The sequence below is a fragment of the Nocardia grenadensis NBRC 108939 genome (assembly GCF_001613445.1).
Classification (GTDB): domain Bacteria; phylum Actinomycetota; class Actinomycetes; order Mycobacteriales; family Mycobacteriaceae; genus Nocardia; species Nocardia grenadensis.
In genome coordinates, this window is record NZ_BDCJ01000003.1 from 613,609 (window position 1) to 619,644 (window position 6,036).

General features: G+C 68.6%; 5 protein-coding genes. 2 read left to right on the forward strand and 3 right to left on the reverse strand.

Going from position 1 to position 6,036, the window contains the following annotated elements; all coding sequences use genetic code 11:
- Positions 1-31 precede the first annotated feature (31 nt).
- A complete protein-coding gene (locus NGR01S_RS04960; protein WP_063034914.1) occupies positions 32-2,137 on the forward strand; it encodes a neutral/alkaline non-lysosomal ceramidase N-terminal domain-containing protein in 2,106 nt (701 codons plus the stop codon).
- Positions 2,138-2,177: 40 nt separating this feature from the next.
- Here the strand turns inward: NGR01S_RS04960 and NGR01S_RS04965 are convergent, their stop codons facing one another.
- The 3 genes from NGR01S_RS04965 to NGR01S_RS04975 form a co-directional block, all read right to left on the reverse strand.
- Positions 2,178-2,972, reverse strand: a complete 795-nt coding sequence (locus NGR01S_RS04965) for an SDR family NAD(P)-dependent oxidoreductase (RefSeq protein ID WP_063035007.1) — start codon at positions 2,970-2,972, stop codon at positions 2,178-2,180.
- An 85-nt stretch (positions 2,973-3,057) separates the two neighbouring features.
- Positions 3,058-3,969, reverse strand: a complete 912-nt coding sequence (locus NGR01S_RS04970) for an RNA polymerase sigma-70 factor (RefSeq protein ID WP_063034915.1) — start codon at positions 3,967-3,969, stop codon at positions 3,058-3,060.
- A 41-nt stretch (positions 3,970-4,010) separates the two neighbouring features.
- Positions 4,011-5,180 carry an NAD(P)/FAD-dependent oxidoreductase gene (locus NGR01S_RS04975; protein WP_084480373.1) on the reverse strand — a complete coding sequence of 390 codons (1,170 nt, stop codon included), beginning with the start codon at positions 5,178-5,180 and terminating at the stop codon, positions 4,011-4,013.
- Between the two features lie 333 nt (positions 5,181-5,513).
- Between NGR01S_RS04975 and NGR01S_RS04980 the strand changes: the two genes are divergently transcribed.
- Positions 5,514-6,036 (forward strand): SDR family NAD(P)-dependent oxidoreductase (locus NGR01S_RS04980; RefSeq protein WP_157107119.1); only part of this gene is annotated, 523 nt, incomplete at its 3' end.

Below are 6,036 nucleotides of genomic sequence, written 5' to 3' on the forward strand. Positions count from 1 at the left end.
TCGCTGCCAGTCGAGCAGGAAGGACATCTCGATGGTGGCAACCTCCGAAATACGGTCCGCGGCGCGTCCCACGGAATCCGACCGTGCGGCGCTCCCCCGCCGCACGGTGCTGGCGGGAGCGGCGGCCGGAACGGTCGCGCTGGGCGCGCTCACCGCGACCGCACCGGGTCTCGGTGCGCAGTTCGCCGCCACCGCACAGGCCGCACCCGGCGGCTACCTCGTGGGCCTGGGTATCTCCGATATCACCGGTCCCGCCGCGGAATGCGGCATGATGGGCTACTCCCAGCAGGATCAGACCACCGCGGGCATCCACCTGCGCCCCCGCGCTCGCGCGTTCGTCGTCGCCTCCGGGTCGGAGCGGGTCGTCTTCGCCGTCGCCGAGAACGCGATGATCTTCCAGTCGGTGCACCGCGGCGTGCTCACCGAACTGGGTCGCCGTTTCGGCGATCTGTACACCGAACGCAATGTCCTGCTCACGTCGACACATTCGCACGCGGTCTGCGGCGGGGCCGCCCACGACTACGCCTACAACCTGTCGATTCTCGGGTTCAAGCAGCAGGTGTACGACGCCGAGGTGAACGGACTCGTCGAAGCCATCGCGGCCGCGCATGCCGACCTCTCCCCCGGGACGCTCGCCCTCGGCCGCGCCGAACTGCGCAACGCCAGCGTGAACCGGTCCCGGGTCGCCTTCGACCGTAACCCCGCCGCGGACCGGGCGCACTTCCCGGACGCCATCGATCCGGCGGTCACCACGGTATCGATCAGGAAGGCCGGTGAAGAGGTCGGCGCGATCACCTGGTTCGCCACCCACAACACCTCGATGACGAACAAGAACCGGCTGATCAGCTCGGACAACAAGGGTTACGCGGCATTCGCCTGCGAGCACACCGACCACGGCGTGCGCTATCTGGACGGCGCACCGGGTTACCTCGCCGCCTTCGCCCAGACCAATGCCGGCGATATGTCGCCGAATCTGGATCTGCGGCCCGGGTCGGGGCCGACCGGCAACGAGTTCGACAACACCCGCATTCTCGGTGAGCGCCAGCACGATGCCGCCCGCACGGCGGTCGCGGCCGCGAACCCCATGAACGGGCCGGTGGACTCGGTGTTCTGCTACATCGACCTGTCCGATATCGCGGTCGACGGACGGTTCACGCCCGACGGCGCCGCCCGCCGCACCGCCCCGCCCGCCGCGGGTGTGTCGTTGCTCGCCGGGAGTGTCGAGGACGGTCCGGGCCTGCCGGGCGGCCCGATTCCGGAGGGCGTGCGCAACCCCTTCCTCGACTTCCTCGGCGACCCGCATCAGCCCGCACCCGGCTGGCTGGCCGATGCCCAGGCGCCCAAGGCGATCGCGGTGCCGTTCGATCTGCTGCCACCGGCACCGTGGGTGCCCAGTGTGGTGCCGATCCAGATCGTCCGCCTCGGCGAGTTGTATCTGGCGGCGGCCGGTGGCGAGTTCACCATTGTGGCCGGCCTGCGGGTGCGCCGGGCGGTGGCGGCGGCACTCGGGGTCGAACTGGATCAGGTACTGCTCCAGGGGTACGCCAACGCCTACCACGAATACGTCACAACCCCGGAGGAATACGACGCGCAGCAGTACGAGGGCGCGTCCACCCTGTTCGGCCGGTACACGTTGCCCGCCTACCAGCAGGAATTCACGCGGCTGGCCACCGCGCTCGCCACCGGCGCGGCCGTCGACCGGGGCCCGGCCCCGCGCGACCTCTCGCATCTGCAACCAGACTTCGTCCCCGCCCCCGGCCCCGATACCGCCCTGCCGGGACACGATTTCGGCGCCGTACTCACCCCGCCGGCCCCGCACTACACCCGCGGTACCCGGGCCGAGGTGGAATTCGTCTCCGCCCACCCGAAACACAATCCCCGCCGCAACGGCACCTTCCTCGAAGCGCAGCGGCTGGTGAACGGGACCTGGGTGCGGGTCGCGAACGAAGGTGAGTGGGCCGTGCGCTTCCACTGGAGCACTCGCGGCCCGGGTATCTCGGTGGCATCCTTCACCTGGGACATCCCCACCGATACCGTGCCGGGGCGGCATCGTTTCGTGCACTTCGCCGATCGGCTCACGCCCGACGGCCGCCTGGAGCCGATTGTGGGGACCAGCACCGAGTTCGATATTGCCTGACACCGCTCGACCGGCATATCGCGGCGGTCGAGCGACCTGGTCAGGGCAGGATGGAATCGATGTAGCCGCCGTCCACCCGGACCGCGCCTCCGGTCGTGGCCGAGGCCTGGTCCGAGGCGAGGTAGACCACCATATTGCCGATCTCGGCCGGTTCGATCAGACGCTGCAGCAGCGAATGCGGGCGATGTTCCAGCATGAACCGGTGCTGGGCCTCCTCCCAGGGCAGTTCGGAGCCGACCAGGTCGCGGACGAAATTCTCGACACCGGGCGTATGGGTCGGGCCCGCCATCACGGAATTGACGGTGACCCCGGTGCCCGCCGCGGCTTTCGCGTAGCCACGGGTGACGGCGAGCAGCGCGGTTTTGGTGGTGCCGTAGTGCACCATCTCCAGCGGGGTCACCACCGCCGAATCGCTGGCGATATTCATGACACGGCCGAAACCCTGCTGCATCATGCCGGGCAGATACATCCGGAGAAGCCGGACGGCGGACAGCACATTCACCTCGAAGTAGCGCCGCCAATCGTCATCGTCGATCTCGAGCACCGGTTTCGCCTCGAAGATGCCGAGGTTGTTGACGAGAATATCCAGCTCGGGGACCTTTTCCCGCAGTATTCCGGCCCCCACTGCCGAGGAGAGGTCGGCGGCGACGGCACGCACCGACGCCCCGGATACCTCCTCCAGAATGCGAGTGCGGGCCGCTTCGGCCTTATCCGGCCCGCGCCCGTTCACGATCACCGACGCGCCGGCCCGCGCCAGCGCGGTGGCGATGGCCAGGCCGATGCCCTGGCTGGAACCCGTGACCAGTGCATGCCGTCCGGAAAGGTCGATATTCATCTCCTCATCGTGCCGCAGCACCGCGTGGCGGCCGGGAGCGCCACGCGGGTCACCTGCCAGGTCGACACCCCGATGCCGCCGGTGTTCACTCCGCCGGATTCGGACCGCCGCACACCCCGCCGAGCTTGTCGGGGTTGACCTGGAAACGCAGTCCGTGAATGCATCCACCGGCGATTTCGAAGGTGAGTACACCGATCGGGTGTCCATCGATCGTGCCCAGGATCCCGGTCTCTCCATTGACAGGCACGGTGGCGAGTTCGATACCGGCACTGATCGGCTTGGCCAATACACCGATCATCCAGCGCGCCACATGATCGGGCCCGTGGACCGGCCGTCGCGCGGCGGTGATCTTCCCACCGCCATCGTTCCAGGCGGTGACATCCGGTGCCAATACCTCCATGAGCGCGTTCACGTCTCCCCCGCGGCAGGCCGCGAGGAATCGCTCGATGATCGCCGTGCGGGGCTGCTCCTCGGTATCGCACCGGGGCCGGCGAGCTCGCACATGTCCTCGGGCACGGTGCGCGATCTGGCGGATGGTGGCCTCGGGTCGCTCCAGATATCCGGCGATCTCGCCGTACGGGTACCCGAACACCTCGTGCAGGACGAACACCGCACGTTCCACCGGCGTGAGCGTTTCCAGGACCACGAGCAGGGCCATGGACACACTGTCCGCCATCTCGGCTTCCTCCTCGGTCGAGTCCGGCGCCGTGAGCAGGGGTTCGGGCAGCCACGGACCGATATATCGCTCGCGGACCGCGCGCGCCGAGGTGAGCCGGTTGATCGACAGGTTGGTCACCGTCCGGACCAGGTAAGCCTTCGGGTGCGCGACCCCGGCGCGATCGGCCGCGTTCCAGGTGAGCCAGGTGTCCTGCAGGGCATCTTCGGCATCGGCCACGCTGCCCAGCATCCGGTAGGCGACGCCGAAGAGCAGGCCCCGATGCTCGCCGAAATGATCCGCCGAGGCCGCTGTCCCCGCATTGTGCTCGTGGTGTCCCATCGTGATCGATTCTGTCCGGTCGCCACCGCGCCAGGGTGATTTCAGGCGACGTGTCCCGCGGACGAGGGCCGGACCGGAACCGGGAGATGCCTGCTCAGCCGGAACACCGGCAGCGGGCTGCTGCTGACGGTCTCCTTGTACCCGACCGCGGCCCGGCCGGTCAGATACCAGCGGCGGGGCGTCTCGTCTGCGGTGACGAACTGGATCACCGCATCGTTGCGGCCCAGGCTCAGGGGCTGGTGGACGTATCCGAAGCGGAAGGGCGCCACCTTCTTGCCCTTCAGCCGGCGCGCGATGGTGTCTCCGACATAGGCGGCGGTCGGCATACCGCTCTGGCAGGTGCCGTGCAGTGGGCCCCATTCCATCCGGACCGCCGCCGCGTCGCCGACCGCGTAGATTTCGGGATGGGATACCGAACGTAGGGTGGCGTCGGTGACGACCCGGCCACGCTCGTCGGTCCGGATTCCCGCGTCGGCCGCCAGCGGCGGCACCCGGACTCCCGCCGTCCACAGCGTGAGATCGGATTCGAGCAGTTCGCCGGCCGACAACCGCACCGCGCCCGGCAGTACCTCGGCGACGTCGCTGCCCACCCGCCGGTCGATACCGAGCCGATCCAGTGCCCGGCTCAGGTAGGCGCGGGCCTTTTCACCCATCATGGCGCCTGGCTCGTTCCGGCTCAGCAAGGTGACGGAGAGGCCCGGATAACTCTCGGCGATCTCCGTGGCGGCCTCGATTCCGGTGAGGCCGCCACCGCATACTGTGACGGAGCCACCTGTCGCGGCGATTCCGGGTAGTTGTTCGGAGAACCGTTGCGCGAGCGCCCGGTTGTCCAGGGTGAAGGCGTGTTCCCGAGCCCCGGGCACACCCGCGGTGTCACTGACGCTGCCGAGCGCGTAGATCAGGATGTCGTAGCCCAGGGCGGTGTCGTCGTCGAGCGCCACCATGCGCTTCGTGGGGTCGAGTGCTGTCGCGGCGGCCCGGCGGAACTCGATATCCGAACCGGCGAGCAGATCGGGGATGGAGTACTCGGCCAACTGCTGCCCGGTGGCGATCTGATGCAGGCGCAGACGTTCGGTGAACCGGGCCGACGGGTTCACCACGGTGATGCGGACCGGCATCCGACGGGTACGCCGGGCGGTACGCAGTGCGGCCAACATGCCGGTGTAGCCGGCGCCGATGATCACGATGTCCTGGTGGTGGGTGGCGTTCATGGCGTTCTCCCTGGGTCTCGTCTCGGTGTCTGTCATGGGACAGGGCAGCGGTCCGAAACGTGACAGTCGTGGATATGTCACCGGTCACACCACCGATCGATCCGCCAATAATCCGCCATTGACAAATGGCACATTACTGAATGATTCTGAACACATGACTAGGTCGATGAGGACCTCGCGCTCGGACGTCCCGCGGACGCCCTCCCCGCGTTCACGGCCGGCCGCACAGGCACTACCGCGCCTGACCCCCGAGGCCGACGCCGCCCCTGGGCCGGGCCGCCGATTTCCTCTGCGCGGCACTCGAGGCCGGCACCCCACGGAAAGTGAGCCGAGATGACAGCCTTGCGTGATCTCCTGCCGTTCGGCACCTCGGGCCGCACCCACGGCGCCCGCGCGGTGGTCACCGGGGCCGGGAGCGGAATCGGCCGCGCCCTGGCCCGCGAACTGGCCGCCCGGGGCGGGCAGATCGTCTGCGCCGATATCGACGAGAGCCGTGCCGCGGAAACGGTGGCCCTCATCGAACGCGATCACCCCGGCGCCGCCCACGCCTTCCGCTGCGATGTCGCCCACCGTGAGGACATGGAGATCCTCGCCCGTTTCGCCGACTCCGTATTCGACGGCGGGGTCTCGCTGGTGGTCAATAACGCCGGCGTCGGAATCGGCGGGAAACCGGTCGGCGAGATCGGGTTCGCCGACTGGGAGTGGGCGCTCGGTATCAACCTGTGGGGCGTGGTGCACGGATGCGAGATCTTCGCACCCCGGCTGCGGTCCACCAGCCGCGGCGGCATCATCAATGTGGCCTCGGCCGCGGGTTTCGCGACCGCGCCCTCGATGGCGGTCTACAACACCTCCAAGG